Here is a 24,746-nt window from a genome sequence, read left to right as displayed (position 1 = left end):
GAAGGCCGAGTCGACGTCATAGCGACCCTCACCAGGTTCTGACCTGCGGCGACGCAATCGCGTGTACCTGGTGGGGCGACCGTTAGCGACACCCACCGAAGTCCCAGAGCTCGCGCCAAACCGAAGGGTCCTCACGACGGACCCACGGGTCTTCATGCTTTACAAACAAGCTCACCGACTTTTCCGTCTTCCCGGCTTGACCTTGCCCCAGGGTCAAGGTTCGAGGATGCTCTGCATGAACAACAACGCACTGCACACCGTCGAAGCGCAGATCCGCGAGCAGGCGGCCGCCTACTGCGAGGCCAACGGCGTTCCCGGGTTCGTCACCGGCGTCTACCACGCCGGCGAGCAGATCATCGTCACCCACGGCACCGCGAACCTCGCCACCGGCGCCCCGATGCTCCAGGACACCGGATTCCTCTTCGGTTCCGTCACCAAGGTCCTGACCACCACCCTGGTCCTCCAGCAGGTCGACCGCGGGCTGCTGGACCTCGACTCGCCGGTCGTGAAGTACCTTCCCGACTTCGCGCTGGCCGTGCCGGGCGCCGCGGACAAGATCCTGGTCCGGCACCTGATCGGGCACACCAACGGCATCGACGCGGACCTGTACTTCCCCGACGACAAGGGCCGCGACGCCCTGAAGGCCTACGTCAAGGGCCTGGCGGGCAACTGCGGCACCCTGTTCGAGCCCGGCCAGCAGCTCAGCTACTCCAACGGTGGCATGATCGTCGCTGGCCGTCTGCTGGAAGTGGTGACCGGCCTGCCCTTCCACGACCTGCTCGCACGCGAGATCTACGCCCCGGTCGGTATGAAGGACTCCGGCACCTCCGCCGAGCAGGCCATCCTACGCAGTACGGCAGTCGGCCACTTCCTGGACCTCGAGACCATGGCGCCCAAGCCCACGAACATGTTCACGCTCCCCGACACCTGGGGCCCGGCCGGCGGCACACCGATCGGCACCATCGCCGACCTGCTCGCCTTCGGGCGCACCCACCTCGCGGGCGGGGTGTCGCCTTCCGGCACGCGCGTCCTGTCGGCCGAGTCGACCGCCCTGATGCAGCAGGTCTCCTACGACATGGACAGCCCCAACACCCCGCCGATCGGCCTGGGCTGGGTGCTGTACCCGTTCGGCGACACGACCGTGCTGGCCATGTCGGGCGCCTCGCCCGGCGGTGTCTCCCTCCTGTGCGTGCTCCCCGAGCACGACCTGGTCTTCGCCGCCTACGGCAACAACCCGGGGGCGATCATGCTGCAGGACCAGATCCTGCAGTTGCTCCTGAGCGAGCACCTCGGCGTCCAGATCCCCAAGCTGGTCACCGAAATGGAGCAGGACGTCGACCTCACCCCCTACGTGGGCACCTACCGCTCCAACCAGCTCCGCATCGACGTCAGCATCGTCGACGGCCAGCTCGAGGAGCGGACGACCTACGAACCGGCGGACGAATCGCAGGAGCGCATCTTCACCGAGTTCGCCGGCGGCACGACCTCCGCCCCGCCGCAGCGCTACGTGCCGATCCGGCCGGGGCTTTTCGCGCCCGCCGGCTACCCGCTGGAGGCGTTCGACGGATACCTGCGGCTGCTGCTCGTCTCCTACCACGACGTCCGCGACGGCCAGGCGCGCTTCCGCAACGGCGGCGGCCGCCTGACCCGCCGGGCCTGACCGTTCCGACTGACCTGCCGGGTGGAAGGATGTCCAGCATGCTCACGATCGGCCAGCTCGCCGACTACGCCGGAGTGACCATCAAGGCCATCCGCCACTACCACGAGCGCGGTCTGCTCACCGAACCCGACCGCGACTCGTCCGGCTACCGGCGCTACACCGCCGAGCACGCCATCAAGCTCATGAAGATCAGGACCCTGGCGCACGCGGGCGTGCCCCTGGCCCGCATCAGGGACCTCCTCGACGCCGACCCGGAGACGCTCACGGCGGCCATCGCCGAGATCGATCACGACCTTGAGGACCGCATCGCGCAGCTGGGACGAACCCGCGACCAGCTCGCCCAGCTGCGCGGCGGCGACCGGCTCTTCGTCTCCCCCGAGGTCGCCGACTTTCTCGACGACCTGCGCAAGTTCGGCGTCAGCGAACGGGCGATCCGCGTGGAGCGTGACGGCTGGATCCTCATGCAGACGGCCTCGCCCGAGGACGCCTCGCTGTGGATCGCCGAGAAGCGCGAGCTCATGACCGATCCCGAGTTCCGCGCCCTCTACCTCGACCATGACGCCGCCTACGACTGGTCGCCGGACGACCCCCGCCTGCCCGGCCTCGCGGACCGTACCCGGAACTGGTTCACCAATCACCCCGGCCGATCCGAGACCCGCTCCGTCCACAACCCGGCCATCGCCCGGTTGGCCGCGCAATCCCAGCGCGGAGCCTCATCCCCAGCTTGGGACCGCCTGGCCCAACTCGTGACAGGCTAGCCTCGATTGGGTGTGCTGCTCGGTCGGGAGTGTCTGATCTCCGGTGGATCTGATCTCGGTCTGACCGGCCGAGCGTGATGGTTCGGTGGGCAGGATCTTCCGATCTTAACGACACCCAGCGCGGACCTCGCACCCACCGACATCGGACCGACGGATGGCGGGAACTCCGCCCGCGTCGGCTTGCCAACGCCACTGGCCGTTCCGTTGTCGATCAAGCCCCGTGCTGGGCGCCGTCGTCGAACTGCGAGGCGACATTCTCGGGGCCCGCGACGTCGTCCCCGGTCGTCAAGGTCTTGCTAGTGGCTTCCTCCGGTATCAGTTGCCGACGGGGCCCGGGTTGCAGGGATCGCTGCCATGGGTTTGGTGTTCGGGATGGGCGCAGTCGGGCGTGTGGTGCTCGTCCGACGGCTTGCGCTCCGGTCTCCGGCAGGGCCGGCCTGCCTCGCGGTCGCGGTGTGTGCGTGTACAGGGGCGGGATGCGGCATCGGTTTGGACGGACGGGGCGGCGGCCTCGGTCACGGTGGCGCTGGCGGCGCTGCCCGCCAGTGTCACCGGAACGGCGAAGGCTGAGGCCGCGATCGCGCTGACGGCGAGAGCGCGCTTGAAGTTGATCATAAGGTTCCTCCATGTCCCATACTTTTTATGGCTGTGCATGCTTGTTTCTAGCGATTTCTCCCTTCAAGTCCCTTTCATGAACCTTGCAGAGGCCTCGCCGGATGCGGGCTCCGCAGGGGGATGACCGTCCCGCGGAGTCTCCCTCTGCTGCTGGGCTGCAGCCGTGAACCGCGGACATCGCGCGAGGGCTCGAGCATGACCGCGCGTGAACTGCCCCAACGAATCTCTGATGTGGCTGCAGCACCTGGGCGGCGAGAAACTCCTGCACACTCTCCAAAAGGGCGGATGGAGACGAAGTGGGCGTGGGGCCCGCCGTTGCAAGCGACTATTCATTGAATGTATAGTCGCGATCATGTCAACCGGTCATGTGCTACTTGGCTTCCTCGTCGAACGCCCGAAGCACGGCTACGAGCTCAAGAAGGAGCACGATCACCGCCTCGCCGGCGCCAAGCCGCTGGCGTACGGACAGGTCTATGCCACGCTGCAACGCCTGGAACGCGACGGTCTGGCGGAGGTGGCCGAGACGCAGCAGGAGGGCGGCCCCGAGCGCACCCTGTACGCGATCACTGACAGCGGCCGGGCGGAGCTGGAGCGGTGGCTGAACACCGTCGAGCCGTCGGCGCCGTACATCGCCAGCCCCTTGTTCGCCCGGGTCGCCGTCGCGGGGAAGGCCGCCGACGGCTATCTCGTACGGCAACGCGAGGCGCACCTGTCCCGCATGCGGGAGCTGACCGCCGAGAAGGCGTCCGGCGCGCCCGCCCAGGTGCTGGCGGCCGACTACGCGCTCCAGCACCTTGACGCCGACCTGCGCTGGATCGAGACCGCGCTCGCGCGGATAAAGGAGGACAGCAATGCTTGAGGCCAGGGGCCTGGGCAAGTCGTTCGGCCCGACCAGGGCGCTGACCGGCGTCTCCCTGGAGATCGCGGAGGGCGAGATCGTCGCCATCACGGGGCCGAGCGGCGCGGGCAAGTCAACGTTGCTGCACTGCCTGGCCGGGGTCGTCCGGCCGGAGTCCGGCGAGGTCGTCCTGGACGGCAGGCGGATCGACACGCTGCCCGAGGCGGAGTTGACCAATTTACGGCGCGAGAGCTTCGGTGTCGTCTTCCAATTCGGCGAGCTGGTGCCCGAGCTGACCGCGGCGGAGAACGTCGCGCTGCCGATGCTGTTCAACCGGCACGGCAGGCAGGAGGCGATGACCGTCGCGGCGGAATGGCTGGCCCGGCTGGAGGTGTCCGATTGCGCCGACCAGCGCACTGGTGAGCTGTCCGGGGGGCAGCGGCAGCGGGTGGCCGTCGCGCGGGCGCTGGTGACCGGTCCGCGCGTGGTCTTCGCCGACGAACCCACCGGAGCACTGGACACGCTCGGCGGCGAGCAGGTGATGAGCGCGCTGCTCGGCGCGGCCCGCACCAGCCATACCGCCGTCGTCCTGGTCACCCACGACAACCGGGTGGCCGCCTACGCCGACCGGGAGATCGCCCTGCGCGACGGAGCGGTGCTGGCAGGGGTGGACCGATGATCGCCGTGCTGAGGATGTTGAACAGGGGACGCTCGCGGGCCGAGCGGGTACGCGCCCGGCTGGTCGCCGCGGGCGCGGCGGTGGCGACGTTCCTGGTCTGCACGGCCGTCAGCCTGGCGGACTACCAGGATGAGGGCGGCTCGCTGACGGGGCTCGGCCTGGCCCTGCTGGCCGTGCCGGTCGCCGGCCTGGTCCACCAGGCCAACCGGCTGGCCTCGGCCACCAGGGAGCGGCGGCTGGCCGCCCTGCGGCTGGCGGGGGCGACGCCGGGTGACGTGCGGCGGCTGGGCGCCCTGGAAGGAGGCTTGCTGACACTGGGCGGGTCGCTGGGCGGCGGCGCGCTCTACGTGGTCACCCATCTCGCCGGGCCGCTGCCGCAGGTGCCGGTGGTCGTGGCTTTGGTGACGCTCGGCGGGGTCCTGTCGGGGGCACGCGCCGGCCGACACGTCGTCGCCTCGCCGCTGGGAGTGGCCCGCCGTGCGCGCGTGCGGGAGCCGCGGGTGCGGGACCTGCTCCTCATCGCGGCGGGCATCGGCCTCTTCGTTCTCGGAGCCGTGGTGAAGGGCCGTTTCCCGCTCGTCGGTAAGTACGGGTCCGCGGTCGCCATGGCAGCCGGGCTGGTACTGCTGCTGTTCGGCGTGACCCTGGCCGCGACTTGGCTGATCAGGGCGCACGCCCGCCGGGCCGGTCGGCGGGCCCGGTCGGCGGAGGCGCTGCTGGCTGCGCGGCTGGTCGAGGCGGATCCGCGGGCGTGGGCCAGGGCCCTGTCCGTGGTGAGCCTGACGGTGTTCTTCGGCGCGGGGGCCGGGGCCCAGCAGGCCGGCGTCGGCTACTCCCAGGCCCACGCTCTGGTGGACGTCGCGCTCCTGGTGGCCCTGGTGACCTCGGCGGTCGCTCTGGTGGTGCACCAGGCGGAGGAACTGATCGACCTTCGCCGCTCGTTCACCGCGCTGGCCGCCTCCGGGGTGCCGGAGCGGGCGCTGGGCGGAGTGCTCGTGCGGCAGGCGGTCATCGCCGCGCTGCCGGTCTGCGTGGTGGCGGCCGTCTCGGGAGTTGCGGTGGTGGTCCTGACCGTGTTGGACGTCTACCAAGTTCAGTGGCTCGGTTGGGCGGCTGCCAGGGCCGTGGCCATGGCGGGCGTCGGGGTGCTCGCCGCGGTGCTCGTCGCCCTGGCGGCACGCCCCCTGTTGCGCGGCGCACTCCGTTTTGAGACGCGGATATGACCACGATCCCGTAGTGGATGATCGGATCACCCTCCGGTCAGGCGTCGTCTGGACTCTCTAGCGAAAGGTAACGGTGCAGCGAGGTCTTGGGGATGCCGGTCTTCGCGGCGATCTCTCCCAGCGAACCGCCCTGCGCCTTTACGCCCGCGTCTCCACCCGCGCCCAAGACCACCTCTCGCAGATGCAGGCCCTCGAAGGCGCCCACTGCCGCGAGATCGTCGAAGAGACGGCCAGCACCCGCAACGACCGGCCCAAGCTGCGCAAGTAGGCGCAGGAGAAGGAGCGGTGCTTCACCGGGCATCGCCTGCCCCGGCGCCGGGGTCGGTGATTGTCAGCACCAGCTTGCCGCCGTCCGGGGCCTGCACGGTGTATCGGATTCTGCCGCGATCGATGAGTTGGGCTTCCAGGAGGTGGAATGCGCTCTTGGCCTCAATGAGGTAGTTGGCTATCTCGGTGGCAAGTTCGGCGAGGTTCGTGGTGGGCGCGTTGGGGTGACGTCTGTCGGCAGCCCCGTCAAGATGATCTGCGCTCATCTTGGTTCTGCTCCGTAGCCGTCTGTGTGTCGCATCCATCCTCCAGTTCAGTTGTGGATCTCGACAGGGCTTGCTGCAGCACGGGAATCCGCGCCTTTGTGCGACTGGCCCCACCTGCGGCTCGGCGCTTCGATCTGTTGGTGATGGATGGGTCGCCGACGGCGGCGACGGCAACGATCACGCCGACTGGGGTGAGGCCCGCTTCACCTATGGATCTTGATATTTCGAACATATGGTAAAAAGGCAGTAAGAGTCCTGACCGAAATGCCAGCAGATTGAAGGATCTACGTGCTCAGGAAGACCCTCACGGCCGCCGCGTTCACCCTGGTCGCCGCCACCTCGTTCGTGGCGGTCCCGACGGCCGCGAACGCGGACGCCTACTGCGGCGCTGGATACAACATCGTTCACCAGAGCGAGATGCACAACTACACCAACGTCTGGGGGACCGTGTATCTGACCTACAACAGCAGCACCGGCAAGAACTGCGTTTCGGTCGTCAAAAGCAACTATGTCGGCACCGACACCTGGACCAACGTCACGCTCACGGTCCAGGGCGGCAGCAGCTACGGCCTGAGCGAGACCGTGAAGTACTACGGCGGCCCGGTCTACGCCAATGCCAAGGGCGCGTGCGTGAAGTACTCGGCCACCATCGAGGGCCCCACCGGCGCCCGCGCCGTCGGCGGGCGCTCCACGTGGGGCAACTGCGGCTAACCCAGATCGGGCGCCGAGCGGATCTCCAGGTCGGCTGCGCTATCGGAGCTGGTGGCCTTCGCTGTGACTTGGACCGCTTCATCATGTCGCAGTTCTTTGCTCGGTACATATCGTGGTCAACCTGATCATCAACGCGCTCACCGCAGTAAACGCGGTTACCTGATCTTGCATCGGCTGTCCGGTTTCCACAGGTAATGGGCCGCTCCGCCGCAGTAAACCCGCCGTTTACTGCGGCGGCGGCAGCAGAGCGGGGCTGTGCCGATACGACCAATATCGTCTTCACCACCTTCCCGGCAGCCTGCTATATCTTCGACCGCGTCGTGCAGGACTTCTACGCCACCGCCGAGCGCGCCGACACCTGGATGCTCGCGCGCCGCGACCTTGCCGCCCCGGCCTCCGCCAGGATGTCCTCCTTCTGCCTGGCGGGTCTCGCGCGGCGGCCGTGCCGGTTATCGTCGGTCCGGTCGTTGAGGATGGCCTCGCGCCAGGGCAGGGCCTTGGGCCGGTTCAGGAGTGTGGGCTGGTCGCCTTTGACGATGAACGGGTAGTAGCCGTCGGCGGCGGCGATCTGCTGGGCGTGGGTGTGCTGGGTGTGCAGGGCGTCGGCGGTGATCACCACGCTCGACAGATCGAGCCCCTGCTCGGCGACGACCGCTTCCTCGTACCAGAAGCCGATCTCTGCCCCGAGCTTCTCGGCCTCCGCCAGGATGTCCTCCGCCTGCCTGGCGGGTCTCGCGCGGCGGCTGGGGGTCAGGGTTGTGGGTACGGCGGACGTGAAACCGAATCGTCTTCTATGATCACGGAAAACGTCGGATAACTATGGAGAAATCGTGGATGGTCAGCCGGCACCCGAGGGAGTGGACCCCAACGTCCCCAACGTCGCGCGGATGTACGACTACTACCTCGACGGAAAGAACAACTTCGCCGCCGACAGGGCCGCCGCCGACCAGATCCTCCAGCTGTTCCCCGAGACCAAGCGGTCGGCCAAGGAGAACCGCGACTTCCTCGCCCGCGCCGTACGGCACCTGGTGGACCAGGGTGTCGACCAGATCGTCGACCTGGGCTCGGGCCTGCCCACCCAGGGCAACACCCACGAGAGCGCGCCGGGCGCCAGGGTCGTCTACGTCGACTACGACCCCGTCGTCTGCGCGCACGGCAGGGCGCTGCTGGCCGACGGGACGAACGTCGACATCCTGCACGGCGACGTCCGCGAGCCCGGCAAGCTCCTGGTCGACCTCGCCGATCTGATCGACTTCGGGCGTCCCGTGGCGTTCCTGATGCTCGCCGTCCTGCACTTCCTGCCCGACGCGGAGGCCTACCCCGTCGTCAGCGCGCTGAGGGAGGCGAGCGTGCCCGGCAGCCACCTGGTCATCAGCCACGCCATCGACGCCAAGCCGGACACCACGCCCGAGGCACTACAGATCTACCGGCGCGCCACCGCCTCGCTCAGTCTGCGCACCAAGGAGCAGATCGGGCGCTTCTTCGACGGCTACGAGCTGGTGGAGCCCGGCCTGGTCTTCCCCAAGGACTGGCGGCCCGACCAGCCACCGCTGGTCGGCGACAACGCCAGCTCGATCGGCTACGCGGGCGTCGGCGTCCTGCGCTGACACACCAGGAAGCCCTCGCCGAAGGGGCGAGGGCTCACCTGCGCCCGAGGTCAGTTCTGCTCGGCTGCGCTGCCCATCTCCTGCGCGAGCTCCGCCCTGATGGCGTCCATGTCGAGCGCCTTGACCTGCCCGATGAGGTCCTCGAGCGCCGGCGCGGGCAGCGCGCCCGGCTGGGCGAAGACCACGATGCCGTCGCGGATCGCCATGATCGTCGGGATGGAGGTGATCTCGAACCCCTCCGACAGGCCGGGCTGCGCCTCGGTGTCGATCTTCCCGAACGTCACGTCGGCGTGCTTCTCCGAAGCCTTTTCGAAGATCGGCCCGAACGTGCGGCACGGGCCGCACCACGCCGCCCAGAAGTCGAGCAGGACGATCCCCTTGTCGGCGATGTCGTTGAAGTTCTGGTCGGTTACTTCGATAGTCGCCACAAGTGGCTCCTCATATCGTCGTCAAGCTTGCTTCCCTTAGAACCTCAAGCATTACACGCTCATTCCCCCGCCCGCAGCGCCACACCGACCCTGCGCCTGCCCTAGATGGCCACGTGCGCGACGCCCCCGAGCGGCGCGGCCGGCGTGTCATCCCGAGACCAGGGCCTCCGACCGCCACAGATCCCGGTAGTAGCCGGGCTCGCGGACCAGCTCGTCGTGGTGCCCGCGCTGGACGACCCGGCCCTGCTCCAGCACCACGATCTCGTCCACGTGCTCCAGCCCCTTGAGCCGGTGGGTGACGAGCAGCGTCGTACGGCCGTGCGTCACGTCGAGCAGGTCGGTCATCAACGCGTCGGCGGTCGCCTCGTCGAGCGCCTCGGCGGGCTCGTCCAGGAGCAGCACGGGCGGGTCGTACAGGAGGGCGCGGGCCAGGGCCAGGCGCTGCAGCTGGCCGCCGGAGACGGTCCTGCCGTCCTCGCCGAGTTCGGCGTCCCAGCCGGTGCGCGCCACCCAGCGGTCCAACCTGGCCCTGCGTACGGCCTGCTCCTGTTCCTCTGGCGTGGAGCCGGGTCCGGCCAGGCGGAGGTTGTCACGCAGGGTGGTCTGGAAGATGTAGGGGTCCTGGGTGAGGCCGGTCATCAGCGTCCTGACCTCGTCGGAGTCGAGGGCGGTCAGGTCGACGCCGTTGACCCTGATCGATCCCGACTCGGGCTCTACCAGGCGCATCAACGCGGCCAGCAGGGTGCTCTTGCCCGCGCCGCTGGGCCCCACGAGCGCGACCCGCTTCCCAGGGGTCAGCGTCAGGCTCACCCGGTCGACCGCCGCCGCGCCGGACGGCGGTTCCTTCGAGGCCTCCGTGGACGTGGACGCGGCGGGGCGGGCGTGCCGTACCACCAGGTCGTCGATCTCGACGGTCAGCGGCCCTTCCGGCACCGCGGCGGGCGCGGCGGGTTCGGTCACGGCCGAAGGGACCGCCCCGATCTCCTTCAACCGGCGCAGCGCGGCGGCGATCCCCGCGTACCTCTCCCCCGCGGCGGCCAGCGGCAGCACGGGCTCGAAGGAGACCAGCGCGGTCAACGCCAGAACGGCGGTCGCGACGCTGCCCGCCCCCGTGCTCTGCGCCAGCAGCACGATCGCGGCCACCGTCAGCCCCTGCACCAGCACGCCGACGGCCAGCGCCGCCGCGTGGACGCGGGCCTGGCGGCGTTCGAGGGAGGACAGGGCGGTGTCGGCGTCGAGGGCGTCGGTCAGCGCCCTGTCCCCCGCGCCGTAGGCGGCCAGGTCGGCCGAGCCGTGCACCAGGTCGGCCACCCGTTCGGCGAGCGCCGCCCGCGCGGGGGCGATGCGCGCCGACCAGCGGCGGGCGGCGGCGGCCGTACCCGCGGGAAGGAGCACGCCCGCCACCACCAGCCCCGCCGCCAGCACCAGAGCGGCGACGGGATGGACGGCCAGCGCGACGACGACGGCGGCCACGCCGGTGATGAGCGCGGCCGTCGCGGGCAGGAGGCAGCGCACCAGCAGGTCCTGCACGGCGTCGGTGTCGTCGACCATCCTGCTGAGCAGGTCGGCGCCGCCGTGTCTGGGCTGCTTGGGCGGGATGAGCGACTCGTAGAGGCGTTCGCGGGTGGCGGCCTGGGCGCGCAGGGCGACGTCGTGCCCGGTGAGGCGTTCGGCGTAGCGGAAGACGCCCTTGCTGGTCGCGAACGCCCGCACCGCCACGATCGCCACGCTCAGCGCGGCCAGCGGCGGCTGCTCCGCGGCCCTGGTGATGAGCCAGGCGGCCGACGCGGTGAGGCCGACGCCCGCCAGTTCGGCCGCCGCGCCCGCCAGCACGGCCCACGCCACGCGGGCGCCCATCCGCCTGCCGGTGGCCGGGGTGCTCTGGTGCTCCGTGATGGTCATCGCTCGTCTCCCACGTGCGCCGCCGCCTCCTGGTCGCCGGATGGGGTGGCCGCGGTGTCGGAGATCACGCGGCCCTCGTGGATGCGGATCACGCGATCGGCCAGGTCGATCATCGCGGGCCGGTGGGCGACGATCACCGCGGTGCGGTCATCGCTCAGCTCGGCGGTGGCGGCGACCACGGCGGCCTCGCTGCGTCCGTCGAGTCTCGCGGTGGGTTCGTCGAGCAGCAGGACGGCGGCCTCCGGTCTGCAGAACGCGCGGGCCAGGGCGAGCCGCTGCCGCTGGCCCGCCGACAGGTTCGCGCCGCGCTCGCCGACCAGCGTGTCGTAGCCGTCGGGCATGGCGCTCACGAACTCGTCTGCGTGCGCGGCCTTGGCGGCCTGCCGTACCTGGTCGGGAGAGGCCGAGGGGGCGCCCAGGCGGATGTTGCCGGCGACGGAGGTGGCGAACAGGTGCGGGCGTTGGGGCACGAACGCCATCCTGTCGCGCCACGCGGCGAGGTCGAGGTCGCGCAGGTCGGCACCGTCGACGAGGACGCGGCCCTCGGCGGGGTGGACGAATCCGAGCAGGAGGTGGAGCAGGGTGCTCTTGCCGCCGCCGCTCTCGCCGACCAGCGCCACGCGCTCGCCCGGGGTGATGACGAGGGAGACCTCCCGGAGCGCGGGGTCGTCGCGGCCGGGGTAGCGGACGGTGACGTTCTCCAGGCGGATCTCGGGTGGGCTCGCGGCGGTCCGCGCCGGGTGAGGCGGTCGAGCCTCTTCCCGCGAGTCGGCGGCCGAGGTCTTCCGGGGGGAACCGGCCGCGGCCGGGGTCCGCCGAGAAGGATCGGCGTCGTCGTCCAGTACGGCGAAGGCGGCGTCCGCCGCGGCGACGCCCTCCATCGAGGCGTGGAAACGCGTCCCCATCATCCGCAGCGGCAGGTACGCCTCGGGCGCCAGCAGCAGCACCAGCAGCGCCGTCGTCAGGTCGAGCGAGCCGCCGAGCAGGCGCAGCCCGATCGGCACCGCGACCAGCGCGAGCGAGAGCGAGGCGCACAGTTCGAGCACCAGCGAGGACAGGAAGGCCACCCGCAGCGTCCGCATGGTCGCCGATCTGTGCGCGTCGGCCACCTGCTGGATCACGGTCGCCTGGTAGCGGGCCCTGCCGAAGGCGCGCAACGTGGGCAGGCCGCGCACGACGTCGAGGAAGTGCCCGCCGAGCCTGGACAGCGCCCGCCACTGCCGTTCGGTGACAGCCTTGGTGTGCATGCCGACCAGCGCCCCGAAGACCGGGATGAGCGGCAGCGTGACGAGCACGATGATCGCGCTGGTGAGGTCGGCGGCGAAGAGCCTGATGAGGACGGCGACGGGCACCACGCCCGCCACCGCCATCGCGGGCAGGTACCCGGTCAGGTAGGGGTCGAGCGCGTCGAGCCCGCGTCCGGTGAGCGTGACGAGCTCGCCCGAGCGGTGTCCTGTCAGGCGGGCGGGCCCGAGGTCCTGCAGCCTGGCCAGCAGCCGGTGGCGCAGCGCGGACTTCACTCCCGTGGAGGTCCGCGCCGCGAAGACGCCCTGCGTCCAGCCGAGCAGGCCGCGCAGCCCCACGACCGCCGCCAGCCCCAGCAGCGCCACCGTGGTGAACCTGCCCGACAGCACCCCCGCGAGCAGTTCGGCCTGGACCAGCACGAGGAGACCCGCGATCACGGCGGCGGCCATGGTGACGGTCAGGTGCGTGCGCACCGCGCGCTCGGCTCGCATGAGCCGCAGAAGGTCCTTGTGCAACGAGTCCTCTAGAAGAACGACGGGATGCGGTCGGCGCCCTTGACTGGCCGGAAGGTGCGCCACACCCATACTTGCGCGCCGACCATGACGGGCGCGAACGGGACGACCATGAGACTGAGCACATTCAGCGTCTCAGCGGGCGCGGCGTTGTCCAGCAGGTGCGGGGCGACGGCCGCCAGCAGCACGATGACGGGCGCGGCGGCGGCCGGCGCGGACAGCGCCAGGCTCCGGCCCGTGCCCCTCGCCTCCCGCCAGGCCAGGAAGGTCCTGCCGTGGAAGGTGAACAGCGCGGTGGTGACGGCGCCGAGGGCGAGCCCCGCGATCCACGGCAGCCCCGCGACGGAGCCGATGGCCATCCCCCAGCCGAAGGCCAGCACGAGCGAACCCAGCGAGATCATCAGGTCCCAGAAGCCGCGCCACGCCTGCCCGTCGATCCTGCGGCGGAACCACAGGCCCGCGTCGCGCACGACCCAGCCCAGCAGCATGGCCACGACGTAGGGGTACAGGGCGAAGATCACCTGCCCTTCCAGCAGCGGGAACGCGCCGAACAGCACGCCCGCGACCGCCACCAGCCACACCTCGTTGGCCAGGACGAACGGCGCCATGGCCGCGACCATGCGGTCCCTGCGGTCCCGGGGGCGTCCGGCCAGCAGCAGCCCGACCCCCAGGTCGAAGCCCTCCAGGGCGAAGTAGCCCACCAGCAGGACGGCGAAGACGACGAGCCAGACGACTTCCATCAGATCCTCCCGAGGGGACCGTCGCCTTTGGGCGACGGGGAAATCGGGAGCGGGAGGGCCGCCGAAGCCCGAGCGTGCCCTGACCTGCCAGGTCCGCGCATCAGAATCTCCGTTCTCTGAGTTGTTAGATATACGCCAGGGCGGGCGTCACGATCCGCTACGGCGAGCAGTCCGGCGAGTTGAAGCACATCCGCGCCGACGACCCGGACGGGCAGGCGCGCTGGTCGTTCTCCTCCCAGCAGGCCACCCTGCGCCGCCTGGACAAGGCGTACTCCCAGCCCGAGCACTCCACCACCACCTACGTACGGTTGCAGGTCATCGGGCACGTACGCGTCCATCAGCACCGCCCAGTCCGGGCACCGTGAAAACGATCGGCGTGAAGCGGGAAGGCTCCCGCTGGTACGTGATCCTGTCGTGCGAGGGCGTGCCCGCGCAGCCGCTCCCGGCGACCGGCGCGGTAGCCGGGATCGACATGGGCGTGGCGTCGCCGGCCACCACCAGCGACGGCGAGCATCTGGCCAACCCGCGCCACCTGGCAGCCTCCGCCGGACGGCTGGCCGCCGCCAAGTCCGGCCTCAACCGGAGCATTCTCGACGCGGGTTGGGGGGTGTTCCTTGCGGTCCTCGCGCACAAGGCTGAAAGCGCCGGTCGAGAGCTGATCGCAGTGGATCCCCGCAACACCTCCCGCACGTGCGCCCGTTGCGGGCACCGCGCGCGAGAAAACCGCCCCACCCAGGCCGAGTTCGCCTGTACGGCGTGCGGGCATACCGCGCACGCCGACGTGAATGCGGCCACGAACATTCTCAGGGCAGGGCTTGCCCTTCGCCGGGCTGCGGAAGCGGCTTAGCGAGAAGCCGCTCCCTTCAGAGAGCGGAGGAGTCACGTCAGACCTCCAGGCGGACGGGCGCGGGCGCGGTGGTGCGGGGCCAGGCGCCGAGGGCCAGGTCGCCGGGGCCGCGCCGGACGACACGGGCGATGAGGACGTAGTCGACGACGGCGAGCAGGCCGAGCACGGCGGTGAAGCCGACCAGCGAGGCGGTGACCATGCCGGAGGTCAGCCCCGGCGACAGGGCGTCGGCGACGGTGAGCCGCTCCCAGATCATCCAGGGCTGGCGACCGATCTCCCTGGCCATCCAGCCGAGGACGGCCGCGAGGAACGGCAGCGGGGTCATAATCATCAGGATGGGGTGCGTCCATCGCCAGCGGGGCAGCCAGTAGATGACGGGGAGCAGCAGAAACGGCACGACCAGCACCAGCAGCTCGCCGATCAGCATCATGAAGCCGAGCCCGACGGCCGCCCCCGTGTTGCCGTCGAACTTGTCGACCTGGATCACGCCGAACTGCGCGTAGCCGGTGGCGACGGCCAGCAGGACGCCGAAGGCCGAGACCACGACCCCCGTGCGCAGCGACTTGGTGAAGAACTCCGCGTAGGCGGTACGGCGGAGCAGTTGGTAGGCGCTGGCGCCCATCACCACGAAGCCGCCCGCCGTCAGCCCCGCCCCGATGACGTGCGGGAAGGACAGGACCAGCGCCTTGTTCGACAGCAGCGCGCCGAAGTCGGTGAGCCGCAGGTGGTCGCCGTCGACCGCGGAGCCGACCGGGTTCTGCAGGAAGGAGTTGGCGACCATGATGTAGAAGGCGCTGCCGTAGGCGGTCAGGGTGACGATCCAGATGCAGGCCAGGTGCGGGCCCTTGCGCAGCCGGTGCCAGCCGAAGATCCAGAGGCCCAGGAACGTCGACTCGAGGAAGAACGCGATCAGCGTCTCCATGGCCAGCGGCGCGCCGAAGACATCGCCCGCGTAGTGCGAAAGGCCGCTCCAGCTCAACCCGAACTGGAACTCCATCACCAGGCCCGTGACGATGCCGAGGGCGTAGTTGATCACGTAGATCTGGCCCCAGAAGCGGGTCATGTGCTCGTGCAGGGGGTTGCCCGAGAGCACCCAGCGGGTGTGCATGATCGCCACGAGGGGGGCCAGACCCAGCGTGAGCACCACGAAGAGGAAGTGCAGGCTGCCGGTCAGCGCGAACTGCAACCGGGCCAGGTCGAGGACGTCCATCGCATCAGCTCCGTCGTTGTGTCTGCCTACATATAGAGAGCCTACATGTAGACTGCCTACATGACGAACGCGGACCTAGGATGGGCGATGTGAATCCCGACGCGCTTCGCGGGCACATGGACGCCCTGCTGCTCTCCGTGCTGGAGCACGAGCCCTTGCACGGCTACGCCATCATCGAGGCGCTGACGGAACGCAGCGGCGGGGCGCTGTCGGTCCCGACGGGCACGGTCTATCCCGCGCTGCGCAGGCTGGAGCGCGTCGGCTACCTGGCCAGCGAGTGGGCGACGGTGGGCGGGCGCAAGCGGCGCACCTACCGGCTGACCGCCTCGGGGGCCAAGCAGCTCGCGGGCGAGCGGTCGGCGTGGCGGGAGTTCACCGGCGTGATCGGCAGCGTGCTCGAGCCGGGTCTCAGGCGGGCTGAAGCCGCCGGGTGATACGCAGGCAGCGCGCCGCGCCGTAGAGCTGCAGGCCGTTCAGCAGCGGTGTGGTCAGCGACAGGAGCATGCCGGGCAGGAAGGCGCTGAACCCGGTGGGGCCGTGCGAGCCGTACTGCAGGGCGAGGCTGAACAGCAGCGTGACGGGCAGCATCGCCCACACCCACAGCGCGAGCAGCCTGGTCAGCCGCTCGGGCCTGCGCACCCGGCGGGCGCCCCAGGTCAGTGCCAGCAGCGTCAGCCCGCCGAGCACGCCGGTGGTCAGATGGAAGCCGTCGAGCAGCCTGGCCACGGGCAGGAACCACCCCGGCCGGTCCGCCCAGTCCGCGGCGTTCATGGGGAAGAACGCCCACACGACGCTCCACATCAGCGTGGTCAGCGGCACGCTCACGAACAGCAGCGCGCTCAGCCTGCGCCCGGCCGTGGCCACCAACTCTCGCTGGTAGCCGGGTGCGATCTCGGCCAGTTCGCCGAACTCCTCGACCGCCAGCCGCTCGGCCTCCAGGCGGGCCAGCCCGTCGGACTCGTAGGCCTCGGCGGTGTCGGCCAGGCTGTCGCGGGCCTCGACGACCAGGTCGCGCTTGGCTCCGGCGGGGCCGTCGAGCGCCCTGTGGAGCCCTGACACGTAGTCGTCGATGAGCATGGTCCCCAGTGTACGAAGGGGCATCCGGGGTCAGCATCGGGGAAACCCCTGAATCCCTGTCAATGGTGCGCGGCAGGCCCTGGTACGGCGGGGCGCGGCGTGGAGACCCGCCTGGCCGCGTGGGAGGTGCTGGTCCAGAGCACCGCGCCCGCCGTGACCGCCACCAGCAGCATGCTCCACGCCACCGCCCTGCCGGTGCGCAGGCCGTACCCGCACAGCAGCCAGTACAACGACAGCCACCAGCGGCGGCCGGCGGCCCGGCGCATCTCCATCGCGCCGAAGGCGAAGTCCGCGGCGGTGCCGTCGTCGTCGGGCGAGTGGCGCAGCTCGTCGTAGAGCACGGCCAGGCCGTCCGGCGACGAGAGGTCCTTGGGGCCGTGTGACCAGCCGCGCCAGCCGTGCTCGTCCGCCAGCGCCCTGCGCTTGGAGAACCACCGCAGCGGCGGCCAGCGCAGGCTGAAGCGCACCCCGCGAGGCGTGAAGGCGAAGGTGCACCCCGTCAGCCGCAGCCCCGAGGGATGCGCGAGCCCGGCGAAGCGGCAGGCCGACAGGTCCAGACTGAACAGCGACAGGTCGGGCGCGACCGCCCCGCGCAGCGAGCTGATCGTGCAGAAGCCCCGCCCGCTCACCGTCGCGGGCCCGTGCAGGACGGCCGATTCCAGGTCCGCGTGGGCGCGTGACAGCCTGACCGCGGTCGTGCCCCTGACCTCGACCTTGCGCAGGTCGACCGAGGAGTCCTCGACGGCCAGATCGAGCGCGCCGTCCACGCGCGCCCCGGTCACGGCCAGACGCCCTGTCGCCGACAGGTAGGCCCCTGAGGCGAAGTGGGCCGACTCGAAGCCCACCCGCCCCCGCACCTTCTTGAACGACAGCGTGCGGCCGAACCTGGCGCCCCTGAAGGTGGCCAGCTCGCCGAACTCGGCCCCGTCGAAGGTGGCGAACCCGTCGAACCTGGCCCGCTCGGCCGACAGCCCGCGGACGAAGACCGCCTGGCCGAACAGGGCGTCGCTGCCCACCACCGCCTTGTCGAATCCGGCGTGGCCGCGCACCCTCGCCCCGTGGAAGGACAGCTGGCGGGCGAACCTCGCGCCGTTGAACGACACGTTGCCGGCGAAGCAGGCGTCGAAGAAGGAGGCGAGCCGGTCGAACCTGGCGCCGTCCAGCGACACGTCGCCCTGGAAGCTCACCTCGGTGAAACGCGCCTCGCCGGTGAAGCGCGCCAGGTCCATGCGGGCCCTGCCCGGTCTTCCCTCGGCCGCGGCCAGCACCCTGGCCAGCAGCTCGCCGTCGATGGTGGTGCCGCGGAGGTCGAGCAGCCGCCCGGGGCGGATGGCTGCGAGGGCGTCGGCGAGCTGCTCGGGGGAAAGGTGGGACAGGCAGCTGCCGTACGGCTGGCGCGCGACCCCCGTGCATGACGGGGAGCGTGAACACGTGACCCAGTCCATGACTTTTGCATACCCGCGTTGCTAGGTCATGAGACGACATGACACCAGGCGTCGTCTGTCAAGGGTCGATGATTTCATCGTTTAGTGACGATATGTTCCACTATCTCCATCTAAAGTGCGGGTCATGCGAGCCTTATCCGCCCTTGTCGCCCTCGGCCTCGCCGCCGCGGGCGTGGCGACCCTCTCGATCGCCCCAGCCTCCGCGGCGCCTGGCCCCGTCGTCATCAGCCAGGTCTACGGCGGCGGCGGCAACTCAGGAGCGCCGCTGGCCAACGACTTCGTGGAGCTGTTCAACAGGAGCTCCGCGCCCGTGGCCATCGACGGCTGGTCGGTGCAGTACGCCAGCGCCACCGGCTCAGGCCACTTCGCCGCCAACGTCGCCCCGCTGTCGGGGGCGCTGGCGCCGGGACAGTACTACCTCCTGCAGCTCGCTCCCGGCAGCAACCCCGGTCCGGCGCTGCCCACCCCTGACGCCACCGCCTCCATCGCGGTCAGCGCCGGCGCGGGCAAGGTCGCTCTGGTCCGCTCGGCCACCGGCCTGGCCTGCAACGGCACCCCCACCTCGTGTACGGCCGAGCAGACCGCCCAGATCGCCGACCTGGTCGGCTTCGGCACCGCGAACTTCTTCGAGGGCACGGCCGCCGCACCGGGCCTGTCCAACGCCACGGCCGCGCTGCGCAAGACGCACGGCTGCGCCGACACCGACGACAACGCCGCCGACCTGGAGTCCGGCGCGCCCGCCCCGCGCAACACCGCGACGGCGGCAGCCCCCTGTGGCGGCGGCCAGGAGCCGACGCCCACGCCGACGCCCACACCCACGCCGACCCCCACTCCCTCTCCCACGGGTGAGCCCTGCGACACGGCCGCGACCCATCAGATCGCCGCAGTCCAGGGCGCGGGCGAAGCCAGCCCCCTGGCAGGGCAGACCGTGCGCGTGGAGGGCGTCGTGACCGGCGACTTCCAGAAGAGCGCCGAGCTGAGCGGCTTCTTCCTGCAGGACGCCACGCCAGACGCCGACCCGAAGACCTCCGAGGGCCTGTTCGCCTTCGCCCGCGACACGGTCAAGGACGTCAAGGTCGGCGACAGGGTGCTGGTGACCGGCAAGGTGACCGAGTTCAACGGGTGGACCGAGCTGTCGCCCGTCACCGCGATCGACGTGTGCGGCACGGGCACGATCCCCGCGCAGGACTACCGGCTGCCGCGGGCCGACGGCACGACCTTCGAGCCCGTCGAGAACATGCTCGTCACCTTCCGCGAGCCGCTGACCGTCTCCGAGCACTTCAACCTCGGCCGCTTCGGCGAGGTCACCGTCTCCTCCGAGGGACGCCTCTACCAGCCGACCGACAGGCCGGGCGTGGACGCGGCGCTCGACGCCCGCCGCACGCTGCTCATCGACGACGGCTCCAGCAGGGAGAACCCCGCCACGATCCCCTACACCAGCCCGCGCGTGGTGCGCACGGGTGACACCGCGTTCGGCGTGACCGGCGTGCTCGGCTACGGGTTCGGCGCCTACCGGCTGCAGCCCACCAAGTCGATCAGCTTCCTGCGCACCAACCCGCGCCTGCCCGCGCCGCTGCCCGTCGGCGGCAACGTCAAGGTGGCCAGCCTCAACACGCTGAACTGGTTCACCACGCTGGGCTCGCGCGGCGCGACGACCGCCGAGGAGCAGAAGCGCCAGCTCGACAAGCTGGTGGCGACGCTGCAGGGCCTCAACGCGGACGTGGTCGGGCTCATGGAGGTCGAGAACAACGGCCAGACCGCCCTGCAGACCCTGGTCGACGCGCTGAACGCCAAGGTCGGCGCGGGCACCTACGCCGCGCTCGCGCACCCGTTCCCCGGGACGGACCTGATCCACGTGGCGATGATCTACAAGCCGGCCCGTCTCGCACCGGTCGGGGCGGCACTGTCCTCCCAGGACCCGGTCTTCAGCAGGCCGCCGCTGATCCAGACCTTCAGGCGCGGGGGCGGCGGCCAGCCGTTCACCATGATCGTCAACCACTTCAAGTCGAAGGGCTCGTGCCCGCCCAGCGGTCCCGACGCCGACCAGGGCGATGGGCAGAGCTGCTGGAACCCGCTGCGGGTCAAGCAGGCCGAGGCCGTGCTCGGGCTGGTCTCCTCGCTCGACCTGCCCAACCCGCTCGTGCTCGGCGACCTCAACGCCTACGGCGAGGAGGACCCGATCGACACGCTGCAGGCCGGTGGGCTGACGAGCGTGACCAAGCGGTTCGTGCCCGCGCCGTTCCGTTACAGCTACCTGTTCGGCGGGCTGGCCGGCGAGCTCGACCACGCCCTGGTCGGCAAGCAGCTGCTCAAGCGAGTGACGGGGGCGACGATCTGGCACGTCAACTCGGACGAGCCGCGCATCCTCGACTACAACACGGAGTTCAACCCGCCGGGCCTCTACCAGCCCGACGCGTTCCGCTCCTCCGACCACGACCCGCTGGTCATCGGCCTCTCCCTCCCTGGAGGCAAGGGCTGACCAGGTAAGGCGACGAGAGCGGCCCCTTCCCGCGCGGGGAGGGGCCGCTCCTGCGCCGGGTCCACCGGCCCCACAGAGCGGCCCCTCCCCCATCGGAGAGGGGCCGCTCTTCCGTTTGCCGCACAATCAGGTTTATGCTGCAAACCAGTTGATGATTTCGACCAGTTTGGACTGACGTGGACGAAGAAGACCTGAGCCCCGCCGAGATGATGCGGCTCATCGAGGAGCAGGCCGCCGCCGCCACACGCAGGCTGCAGCCCGACCCCTTGTTCCTCTACGCCCCCTGGGGTCTGGCGTGGCTGGTCGGTTTCGCCGCCTTCTTCCTGTCCTACGGCCTCGACGGCCACCCGATCGCCCCGATCTCGTGGCAGCTCGCCCTGGCCATCCTGATGGGCGCGCAACTGCTGGCCGGCGCGTTCCTGTTCTGGAGCGCCCGCGCCTCCAGCGTGCAGATCCGCGGTGAGACGGCCCAACGCGGGATGATGTACGGCTACGCCTGGTTCGTCGGCATGCTGTCGATGGGCCTGATCCTCAGCCACTTCACCCCGATGCTCCCCCGAGACCAGATCGGCCTGCTCTACGCCTCGGTCTCGCTGCTGGTCGTCTCCATCCTCTACATGGCGGGCGGCGCCGTATGGCGCGAGTGGCCGATGTTCTTCCTGGGCGTCTGGACCGCCGCCGTCAACGCCGCCGGCGCCACGCTGGGCCCCGGCTGGCACGCCCTGCTGATCTCGCTGCTGGTCGGCGGCGCCTTCTTCGTGGCGGGGATCGTGCTCAGGCGGCGCCGGTGACGCTCCCCGACCTCGACCCCGTCATCCACGCGCAGGCCAGGCTGCGCGTGGTGGCCACGCTCAACGCCCTGCCGGAAGGCGACCAGATCGCCTTCCCAGGACTGAAGGACCTGCTCGCCATGACGGCGGGCAACCTGTCGGTGCATCTGACCAAGCTCGAGGACGCGGGCTACGTCGAGATCACCAAAACGCACAAGGGCCGGACCCCCGTCACCTACGTCGCGCTGACCAGGCGCGGACGGCTGGCCTTCGAGGAATACACCGTCGCGATCCGCGCCCTTCTTGGAGGAGAAGCATGACCGTCTTGGCCAGGACCGTCGAGGTCACCCGGCGCTACGGCGAGGTGATCGCCCTCGACGACGTGTCCATGGAGATCCCCTCAGGACAGCTCGTCGGCCTGCTCGGCCCGAACGGCGCGGGCAAGTCCACGCTCGTCAACCTCTTCGTCGGCCTGCGCAAGCCCACGAAGGGCGTGGTCGAGCTGCTCGGCGGCGCCCCCTCCGACCCCCGCGTACGGCAGGGCATGGGCGTGACACCGCAGGAGACGGGACTGCCCGAGGCGCTGCGCGTCGGCGAGATCGTCGACTTCGTCTCCTCCCACTTCCCCGAGCGGGCGGGCAAGGAGGAGCTGCTGGCCAGGTTCGGCCTGGACGACCTCGTCCGGCGGCAGGTCGGCGGCCTGTCGGGCGGCCAGAAGCGCCGTCTCGCGGTGGCGCTGGCCTTCGCCGGCAATCCGCGCATCGTCTTCCTCGACGAGCCCACGACCGGCCTCGACGTGGAGGCGCGCAGGTCGCTGTGGGAGGGGGTCAGGGCCTTCCACGCCGAGGGCGGCACCGTCGTGCTCACCAGCCACTACCTGGAGGAGGTCGAGGCGCTGGCCGAACGGGTCGTGGTGATCGGCCAGGGCAGGGTGCTGGCCGACGACACGATGCAGGCCGTACGCGGCATGGTCGGCGTGCGCAGGGTGTCGCTGTCGGCCGTCGAGCTGCCCGACCTCCCAGGCGTGGTCAGCGCCGAGCGGGTGGACGACCGCCACGAGCTGCTCACCTCCGACTCCGACCGCCTGGTGCTCGACCTGGTCGCCAGCGGCGTCCCGTTCTCAGGGCTCGAGATCAGCCCTGCCACGCTCGAGGACGCCTTCCTCGCCATCACCTCGAAGGAGACCGCAGGTGTCTAGCCTGATCCTGACGCACACCCGCTACCAGTTCCTCGAGCAGCTCCGAGTCCCGATCGCGATCGTGGCGAGCGTCTTCTTCCCCACCGTCTCCATGCTGGCCTTCGTCGTACCGTTCGCGGGACAGGACCCGCTGATGGCCACGATCGGCACGGCCTCGATGACGCTGTTCGCCGTCATGTCGAGCGGCCTGATGGGGCTCGGCATCGGCGTGGCCGACGACCGCGAGAAGCCGTGGGACCCCTACCTGCGCACGCTGCCCGCGGGCCCCTTCCCCCGTTTCGCCGGGCGGATGCTGACCTCGCTGGCCGTCATGCTGATCGCGGTCGTGCCCGTGGTGCTGGTCGCCGCGTTCCTCACCGAGGCCACGGTCACCCCGCTGCAGCTGGTGCTCGGCCTGGGCGCGCTGATCGTGGGGGCGCTGCCGTTCATGATGCTGGGCCTGCTCGTCGGCTACTCGCTGCCGGCGAAGGCGGCCATCGCGGTCTCGCAGGTGCTGTTCTTCCCGATCGCGATCGGCGGCGGGATGTTCGGCAATCCGCTGGACCCGCCGGCCTTCATCGGGGCGGTCGCGCCGTACCTGCCGAGCAGGGGCGCGATGGAGCTGGTGTGGGCCGCGACCACGGACTTCACGCCACAGGCGCTGCCGCTGGTCACGCTGGCGATCTGGACCGTCGCGGCGGCCGCGGCCGCGGTGTGGGCCTACCGCCGCGACGAGGGCCGCAGGTTCCGCTGATCCATTGGGCCGGGAGAGGGGGAGGTGCCGCCGAGTCCGCAGCGATCTCGACGGCACCTCCGTTCAACGAGGGGGGTTCTACTCGCCAGTCTTCTCCGCGAGGGTCACGGTGACCTCCTGGGTCTTTCCGTCCCTCATGTATGTGATCTTGACCTGCTGGCCGACTTTGAAACCTCTGACCTGTCCGACTACGGTATCTCCCCCGTCAACCGCTGTCTCGCCCACCTTGGTGATCAGATCGCCTTCCTTCAGCCCGGCCTTGGCTGCGGGGCTTCCCTCCTGCACCTGCCGTACCAGAGCACCCGGCACGTCACCCGAGGCGTCGGTGACGCTGACGCCGAGGTAGGCGTGGCTCACCTTGCCGTTGTCGATCAGCTGCTGGGACACCTGCTTGGCGGTGTTGATCGGGATGGCGAAGCCGACACCGATGTTGCCGGTGCCGCCGCCGGTCGCGATGGCCGTGTTGATGCCGATCACCTCGCCCGCCGCGTTGACGAGGGCGCCGCCGCTGTTGCCTGGGTTGATGGCGGCGTCGGTCTGGATGGCCCCGCCGATCGTGGTGGCGGGCGACTGCTGCGACTGCCCGCGCGGGTTGCCCCAGCCGGGCGGCAGCTGCTGCTGGCCCTGGTCCTCGTTGCCGACGTTGAGCGTGCGGTCGAGCGCGCTGACGATGCCCGCGGTGACCGAGCCGTCCAGGCCGAGCGGGCTGCCGATGGCCAGCACCGCGTCGCCGACCCTGAGCGCGTCGCTGTCGCCGAGGGTGGCCTTGGTCAGCCCCGAGACGCCCTCCGCCCTGATGACGGCCAGGTCGGTCGTCGGGTCGGTGCCGACAACCGACGCCTTGGCGGTCTTGCCGTCGCTGAACTTCACCGTCATCGAGCCGCCCTGACCCGCCCCGACCACCACGTGGTTGTTGGTCAGGATCAGGCCGTCCTCCGACAGGACCACGCCCGATCCCTCACCCGTGCTCCCCTTGATCATGACGACCGACGGCTGCACGTTCTGCGCGACGTCGGCCACGGTCAGCGTGTTCGACGCCTGCTTGAAGGTCGGGCTGGGCGAGGAGGCAACGGTCGTGGTCCCACCGCCCATGGCGCTCACGGTCGCGGCCCCCGCCACGCCGCCGATCAACGCCGTGACCGCCAGCGCGAGCCCCGCGATGGCCTTCTGACCTGTGGTGAATCTGGACTGCTGCTTCGGTACGGCAGGCGCCTGCATGATCGTCGTGTCGTCCGACGGCGTCGGCGCGGCATGCTGGAACCCGCCGGCGACCGGAGGCTTGGAACCGAACTGGGTCCAGCTCCCACCCACAGTGCCTTCGTTGTGCTCACGAGGCTCGTTCGCGTTCATTTCCATCCCCAAGAGGCCGCTGTGGCGCGCCACCGTGGCGTGCCGTACTCCCAGGGTGTCAACGAGGCTGTAAACGCTGGTTAAGCCGCCGATCCTGGGGTGCCGCACCCCCTCACGAGGGCTTTATCGCCCCAGGTCAGCGCGCGACACCCGGCCGGAACTCTCATTGAAATCTCATACAAAAGC

The 24,746-nt window shown here is 70.3% G+C and carries 27 protein-coding genes; 15 read left to right on the top strand and 12 right to left on the bottom strand.

Annotated elements, in window-relative coordinates; translation table 11 throughout:
• Positions 1–235 precede the first annotated feature (235 nt).
• Together AB0B45_RS18415 and AB0B45_RS18410 are read left to right on the top strand one after the other, a co-directional pair.
• Positions 236–1,660 (top strand): serine hydrolase domain-containing protein, encoded by a 1,425-nt coding sequence (locus AB0B45_RS18415; RefSeq protein WP_358131871.1) that lies wholly within the window; start codon positions 236–238, stop codon positions 1,658–1,660.
• Positions 1,661–1,698: 38 nt separating this feature from the next.
• A complete protein-coding gene (locus AB0B45_RS18410) occupies positions 1,699–2,418 on the top strand; it encodes a MerR family transcriptional regulator (protein ID WP_358131869.1) in 720 nt (239 codons plus the stop codon).
• Positions 2,419–2,733: 315 nt separating this feature from the next.
• On the opposite strand, the gene AB0B45_RS18405 is transcribed toward AB0B45_RS18410, so the two are convergent.
• Positions 2,734–3,033, bottom strand: a complete 300-nt coding sequence (locus AB0B45_RS18405; protein ID WP_358131868.1) for a hypothetical protein — start codon at positions 3,031–3,033, stop codon at positions 2,734–2,736.
• A gap of 352 nt (positions 3,034–3,385) precedes the next feature.
• Here AB0B45_RS18405 and AB0B45_RS18400 point away from each other — a divergent pair, with 352 nt between their 5' ends.
• Genes AB0B45_RS18400 through AB0B45_RS18390 form a run of 3 tightly spaced genes read left to right on the top strand, consistent with a single transcriptional unit; the run spans position 3,386 to position 5,773 of the window.
• On the top strand, positions 3,386–3,892 hold the full coding sequence (locus AB0B45_RS18400; RefSeq protein WP_358131866.1) for a PadR family transcriptional regulator: 507 nt from the start codon (positions 3,386–3,388) through the stop codon (positions 3,890–3,892).
• Positions 3,885–4,550 (top strand): ABC transporter ATP-binding protein, encoded by a 666-nt coding sequence (locus AB0B45_RS18395; RefSeq protein ID WP_358131864.1) that lies wholly within the window; start codon positions 3,885–3,887, stop codon positions 4,548–4,550. The genes AB0B45_RS18400 and AB0B45_RS18395 overlap by 8 nt, the downstream gene beginning before the upstream one ends.
• Complete coding sequence (locus AB0B45_RS18390) at positions 4,547–5,773, top strand: hypothetical protein (protein WP_358131863.1); 1,227 nt, start codon at positions 4,547–4,549, stop codon at positions 5,771–5,773. The genes AB0B45_RS18395 and AB0B45_RS18390 overlap by 4 nt, the downstream gene beginning before the upstream one ends.
• Positions 5,774–5,810: 37 nt before the next feature.
• Here the strand turns inward: AB0B45_RS18390 and AB0B45_RS18385 are convergent, their stop codons facing one another.
• Positions 5,811–6,074, bottom strand: a complete 264-nt coding sequence (locus tag AB0B45_RS18385; protein WP_358131861.1) for a helix-turn-helix domain-containing protein — start codon at positions 6,072–6,074, stop codon at positions 5,811–5,813.
• Positions 6,064–6,306: a hypothetical protein gene (locus tag AB0B45_RS18380; protein ID WP_358131859.1), complete on the bottom strand. Its 243-nt coding sequence runs from the start codon at positions 6,304–6,306 to the stop codon at positions 6,064–6,066. Before AB0B45_RS18380 ends, AB0B45_RS18385 begins: the two co-directional genes overlap by 11 nt.
• 288 nt (positions 6,307–6,594) lie before the next feature.
• Between AB0B45_RS18380 and AB0B45_RS18375 the strand changes: the two genes are divergently transcribed.
• Complete coding sequence (locus tag AB0B45_RS18375) at positions 6,595–7,017, top strand: hypothetical protein (protein ID WP_358131857.1); 423 nt, start codon at positions 6,595–6,597, stop codon at positions 7,015–7,017.
• A 331-nt stretch (positions 7,018–7,348) separates the two neighbouring features.
• Here the strand turns inward: AB0B45_RS18375 and AB0B45_RS18370 are convergent, their stop codons facing one another.
• A complete protein-coding gene (locus AB0B45_RS18370) occupies positions 7,349–7,636 on the bottom strand; it encodes a hypothetical protein (protein ID WP_358131855.1) in 288 nt (95 codons plus the stop codon).
• A 211-nt stretch (positions 7,637–7,847) separates the two neighbouring features.
• On the opposite strand from AB0B45_RS18370, the gene AB0B45_RS18365 reads away from it, so the two are divergent.
• Positions 7,848–8,624, top strand: coding sequence for an SAM-dependent methyltransferase (locus AB0B45_RS18365; RefSeq protein WP_358131853.1), 777 nt, complete (start codon positions 7,848–7,850; stop codon positions 8,622–8,624).
• A 50-nt stretch (positions 8,625–8,674) separates the two neighbouring features.
• Here the strand turns inward: AB0B45_RS18365 and AB0B45_RS18360 are convergent, their stop codons facing one another.
• The 4 genes from AB0B45_RS18360 to AB0B45_RS18345 all read right to left on the bottom strand — a co-directional run bounded on the left by AB0B45_RS18360 (position 8,675) and on the right by AB0B45_RS18345 (position 13,451).
• Positions 8,675–9,052 (bottom strand): thioredoxin domain-containing protein, encoded by a 378-nt coding sequence (locus tag AB0B45_RS18360; protein ID WP_358131852.1) that lies wholly within the window; start codon positions 9,050–9,052, stop codon positions 8,675–8,677.
• A 147-nt stretch (positions 9,053–9,199) separates the two neighbouring features.
• Positions 9,200–10,954 (bottom strand): thiol reductant ABC exporter subunit CydC, encoded by a 1,755-nt coding sequence (cydC, locus tag AB0B45_RS18355; protein ID WP_358131851.1) that lies wholly within the window; start codon positions 10,952–10,954, stop codon positions 9,200–9,202.
• Complete coding sequence (gene cydD / locus AB0B45_RS18350) at positions 10,951–12,690, bottom strand: thiol reductant ABC exporter subunit CydD (protein ID WP_358131849.1); 1,740 nt, start codon at positions 12,688–12,690, stop codon at positions 10,951–10,953. The genes cydC and cydD overlap by 4 nt, the downstream gene beginning before the upstream one ends.
• Positions 12,691–12,722: 32 nt before the next feature.
• Positions 12,723–13,451, bottom strand: a complete 729-nt coding sequence (locus AB0B45_RS18345) for a cytochrome d ubiquinol oxidase subunit II (protein ID WP_358131847.1) — start codon at positions 13,449–13,451, stop codon at positions 12,723–12,725.
• Between the two features lie 179 nt (positions 13,452–13,630).
• Here AB0B45_RS18345 and AB0B45_RS18340 point away from each other — a divergent pair, with 179 nt between their 5' ends.
• Both AB0B45_RS18340 and AB0B45_RS18335 read left to right on the top strand, forming a co-directional pair.
• A complete protein-coding gene (locus AB0B45_RS18340; protein ID WP_358131845.1) occupies positions 13,631–13,816 on the top strand; it encodes a hypothetical protein in 186 nt (61 codons plus the stop codon).
• Positions 13,813–14,298, top strand: a complete 486-nt coding sequence (locus AB0B45_RS18335) for a transposase (protein ID WP_358131843.1) — start codon at positions 13,813–13,815, stop codon at positions 14,296–14,298. Before AB0B45_RS18340 ends, AB0B45_RS18335 begins: the two co-directional genes overlap by 4 nt.
• Before the next feature lie 37 nt (positions 14,299–14,335).
• Here the strand turns inward: AB0B45_RS18335 and AB0B45_RS18330 are convergent, their stop codons facing one another.
• Entirely contained in the window at positions 14,336–15,508 is a 1,173-nt protein-coding gene (locus AB0B45_RS18330; RefSeq protein ID WP_358131841.1) for a cytochrome ubiquinol oxidase subunit I, read from the bottom strand.
• Positions 15,509–15,597: 89 nt separating this feature from the next.
• Between AB0B45_RS18330 and AB0B45_RS18325 the strand changes: the two genes are divergently transcribed.
• Positions 15,598–15,942, top strand: a complete 345-nt coding sequence (locus AB0B45_RS18325; protein ID WP_358131839.1) for a helix-turn-helix transcriptional regulator — start codon at positions 15,598–15,600, stop codon at positions 15,940–15,942.
• Here the strand turns inward: AB0B45_RS18325 and AB0B45_RS18320 are convergent.
• A complete protein-coding gene (locus tag AB0B45_RS18320; RefSeq protein ID WP_358131837.1) occupies positions 15,917–16,585 on the bottom strand; it encodes a permease prefix domain 1-containing protein in 669 nt (222 codons plus the stop codon). The two genes, AB0B45_RS18325 and AB0B45_RS18320, sit on opposite strands and share 26 nt — an antisense overlap.
• Positions 16,586–16,644: 59 nt before the next feature.
• On the bottom strand, positions 16,645–18,030 hold the full coding sequence (locus AB0B45_RS18315; RefSeq protein ID WP_358131835.1) for a pentapeptide repeat-containing protein: 1,386 nt from the start codon (positions 18,028–18,030) through the stop codon (positions 16,645–16,647).
• Positions 18,031–18,154: 124 nt separating this feature from the next.
• Between AB0B45_RS18315 and AB0B45_RS18310 the strand changes: the two genes are divergently transcribed.
• The 5 genes from AB0B45_RS18310 (at position 18,155) to AB0B45_RS18290 (ending at position 23,210) form a co-directional block, all read left to right on the top strand.
• Entirely contained in the window at positions 18,155–20,509 is a 2,355-nt protein-coding gene (locus AB0B45_RS18310) for an ExeM/NucH family extracellular endonuclease (RefSeq protein WP_358131833.1), read from the top strand.
• Between the two features lie 176 nt (positions 20,510–20,685).
• Positions 20,686–21,300 (top strand): hypothetical protein, encoded by a 615-nt coding sequence (locus tag AB0B45_RS18305; protein ID WP_358131831.1) that lies wholly within the window; start codon positions 20,686–20,688, stop codon positions 21,298–21,300.
• Positions 21,297–21,599, top strand: coding sequence for a transcriptional regulator (locus AB0B45_RS18300; RefSeq protein ID WP_358131829.1), 303 nt, complete (start codon positions 21,297–21,299; stop codon positions 21,597–21,599). The genes AB0B45_RS18305 and AB0B45_RS18300 overlap by 4 nt, the downstream gene beginning before the upstream one ends.
• Positions 21,596–22,477 (top strand): ABC transporter ATP-binding protein, encoded by an 882-nt coding sequence (locus tag AB0B45_RS18295; RefSeq protein ID WP_358131828.1) that lies wholly within the window; start codon positions 21,596–21,598, stop codon positions 22,475–22,477. The genes AB0B45_RS18300 and AB0B45_RS18295 overlap by 4 nt, the downstream gene beginning before the upstream one ends.
• Positions 22,470–23,210, top strand: a complete 741-nt coding sequence (locus AB0B45_RS18290; RefSeq protein ID WP_358131826.1) for an ABC transporter permease — start codon at positions 22,470–22,472, stop codon at positions 23,208–23,210. Before AB0B45_RS18295 ends, AB0B45_RS18290 begins: the two co-directional genes overlap by 8 nt.
• Before the next feature lie 78 nt (positions 23,211–23,288).
• Here AB0B45_RS18290 and AB0B45_RS18285 read toward each other — a convergent pair whose 3' ends face one another.
• Complete coding sequence (locus tag AB0B45_RS18285) at positions 23,289–24,560, bottom strand: trypsin-like peptidase domain-containing protein (RefSeq protein ID WP_358131824.1); 1,272 nt, start codon at positions 24,558–24,560, stop codon at positions 23,289–23,291.
• Positions 24,561–24,746: the final 186 nt, after the last annotated feature.

Source organism: Nonomuraea sp. NPDC049152 (genome assembly GCF_040648355.1).
GTDB lineage: Bacteria > Actinomycetota > Actinomycetes > Streptosporangiales > Streptosporangiaceae > Nonomuraea.
Note: the sequence above shows the minus strand (reverse complement) of the source record. Positions and strands in the feature narration are given on the sequence as shown.